The organism is Streptomyces sp. NRRL WC-3549 (genome assembly GCF_000721935.1).
GTDB lineage: Bacteria > Actinomycetota > Actinomycetes > Streptomycetales > Streptomycetaceae > Streptomyces.
This window is the reverse complement of record NZ_KL585471.1, coordinates 1-1,906: the sequence shown is the minus strand read 5'-3', so window position 1 is coordinate 1,906 and position 1,906 is coordinate 1. Positions and strand designations below refer to the sequence as shown.

The following is a 1,906-nucleotide window of genomic DNA, read 5'->3' as shown; positions in this document are numbered from 1 at the left end:
GCTCAGCCTCTTCGACGCGGCCGGAGCCTTGATCGACGAGCCGGTTGTCGTCCCCGTCCCCCTTGACTTCACCGTGCTGCGTGAGAACGCCCTGACGGACGACGTGCCCGCGGTGCTTCGGTCGCTCGTACGAAAGCCGATCAGGCGCCTCGGCGAGGAGGGCCGCGACGCCGAGTCCGGCGGCACCCCTCACTATGCCGACCGGATGCGTGCGGTACCCGCCGCAGAGCGTGAGCGGCTGGCACTTCAGCTGGTCTGCGATCAGGTGGCTGAGGTGCTCGGCCACGCCTCGGGGGCGTCCATCAGGCCGCACGAGGCCTTCACCGAGCTGGGCTTCGACTCGCTCACTGCCGTGGACCTCCGCAACCGGCTGAACAGGGCGACAGGGCTGAGGCTGCCCGCGACACTGGTCTTCGATCACCCCACCCCCGGCGAGTTGTCGGAGCACATCCTGACCGAGATCGCCCCCGGCGATGCGGCGATGGACTCGGTGCTCGAAACCCTCGATCGGCTGGAGACGGTGTTCGACGCGCTCACGCCGGAAGGCGAGGACTCCGTCGCCACCATCACTGCCCGGCTGAACGCACTCATGGCCAGGTGGAACGAGGAGCGCGGGCCGGCAGGTGCCCAGGACGGCCTGGATGACGAGGCCGGTGAAGGCTTCAACCTCAGTAAGACACTCGGTACAGCCTCAGACGACGAGCTGTTCGACTTCATCGACAACAAGTTCGGCAGGTGAATCGCTGATGGCGAACGAAGACAAGCTCCGCGAATACCTCCGGCGGGTCACCGCTGAGCTGCACGAGACCGGTGAGCGCTTGCGCTCCGTCGAGGAGAAGGACAACGAGCCGATCGCCATCGTCGCGATGAGCTGCCGGTACCCGGGTGACGTACGGACCCCCGACGAGCTGTGGGAACTGGCGGCCTCCGGCCGGGACGGGATCACCGACTTCCCCACCGACCGCGGCTGGGACCTGGAAGCGCTGTACGACCCCGAGATGCAGCGGCCAGGCACCAGCTACACCCGCGAGGGCGGGTTCCTGCACGACGCGGGCGACTTCGACCCGGAACCGTTCAAGATCTCGCCGCGTGAGGCGCTGGCCATGGATCCGCAGCAGCGCCTGCTGCTGGAGGCTTCCTGGGAGGCGTTCGAGAGCGCCGGAATCGACCCGCTGTCACTGCGGGGCAGCCGTACGGGTGTGTTCGCCGGGGTGATGTACCACAATCACGCGGCGAGCGTCGGTGCCGTGCCCGAGGGCGTCGACGGATACCTCGGTACCGGCACCGCGAGCAGCGTCGTCACGGGCCGGGTCTCGTACACCCTGGGACTCGAAGGACCGGCGGTCACCGTCGACACGGCGTGCTCGTCGTCATTGGTGGCGTTGCACCTCGCTGTGCAGTCGCTGCGATCGGGCGAGTGCACCATGGCGATCGCCGGCGGGGTCACGGTGATGACGACCCCGGCCACGTTCATCGACTTCAGCAGGCAGCGTGGCCTTGCCGCGGACGGCCGGTGCAAGGCCTTCTCCGCCGCAGCCGACGGCACGGGCTGGGGTGAAGGAGTAGGCGTACTCCTGGTGGAGCGGCTGTCGGACGCGCGCCGCAACGGGCACGAAGTGCTCGCCGTTGTACGCGGTTCCGCCGTCAACCAGGACGGGGCGTCCAACGGCCTGACGGCGCCCAACGGTCCCTCCCAGCAGCGCGTCATCCAGCAGGCCCTGGCCGGCGCCAGGCTGACGGCCGCCCAGGTGGATGCCGTGGAAGCGCACGGCACCGGCACCACACTCGGCGACCCGATCGAGGCACAGGCACTCATCGCCACGTACGGGCAGGAGAGGACTCACGGCCGGCCGCTGTGGCTCGGGTCGCTGAAGTCGAACATCGGGCACACGCAGGCTGCCGCGGG

General features: G+C 69.0%; 3 protein-coding genes. 2 read left to right on the top strand and 1 reads right to left on the bottom strand.

All coding sequences use genetic code 11. The features are described 5' to 3' along the window. Positions 1–286 (bottom strand): hypothetical protein (locus tag IH13_RS45480; RefSeq protein WP_234433523.1); only part of this gene is annotated, 286 nt, incomplete at its 3' end. Between IH13_RS45480 and IH13_RS45475 the strand changes: the two genes are divergently transcribed. Together IH13_RS45475 and IH13_RS0136280 are read left to right on the top strand one after the other, a co-directional pair. After that, positions 275–739 carry an acyl carrier protein gene (locus IH13_RS45475; RefSeq protein WP_234433522.1) on the top strand — a complete coding sequence of 155 codons (465 nt, stop codon included), beginning with the start codon at positions 275–277 and terminating at the stop codon, positions 737–739. The genes IH13_RS45480 and IH13_RS45475 overlap by 12 nt on opposite strands. Positions 740–746: 7 nt before the next feature. After that, positions 747–1,906 (top strand): beta-ketoacyl synthase N-terminal-like domain-containing protein (locus IH13_RS0136280; protein WP_031091445.1); only part of this gene is annotated, 1,160 nt, incomplete at its 3' end.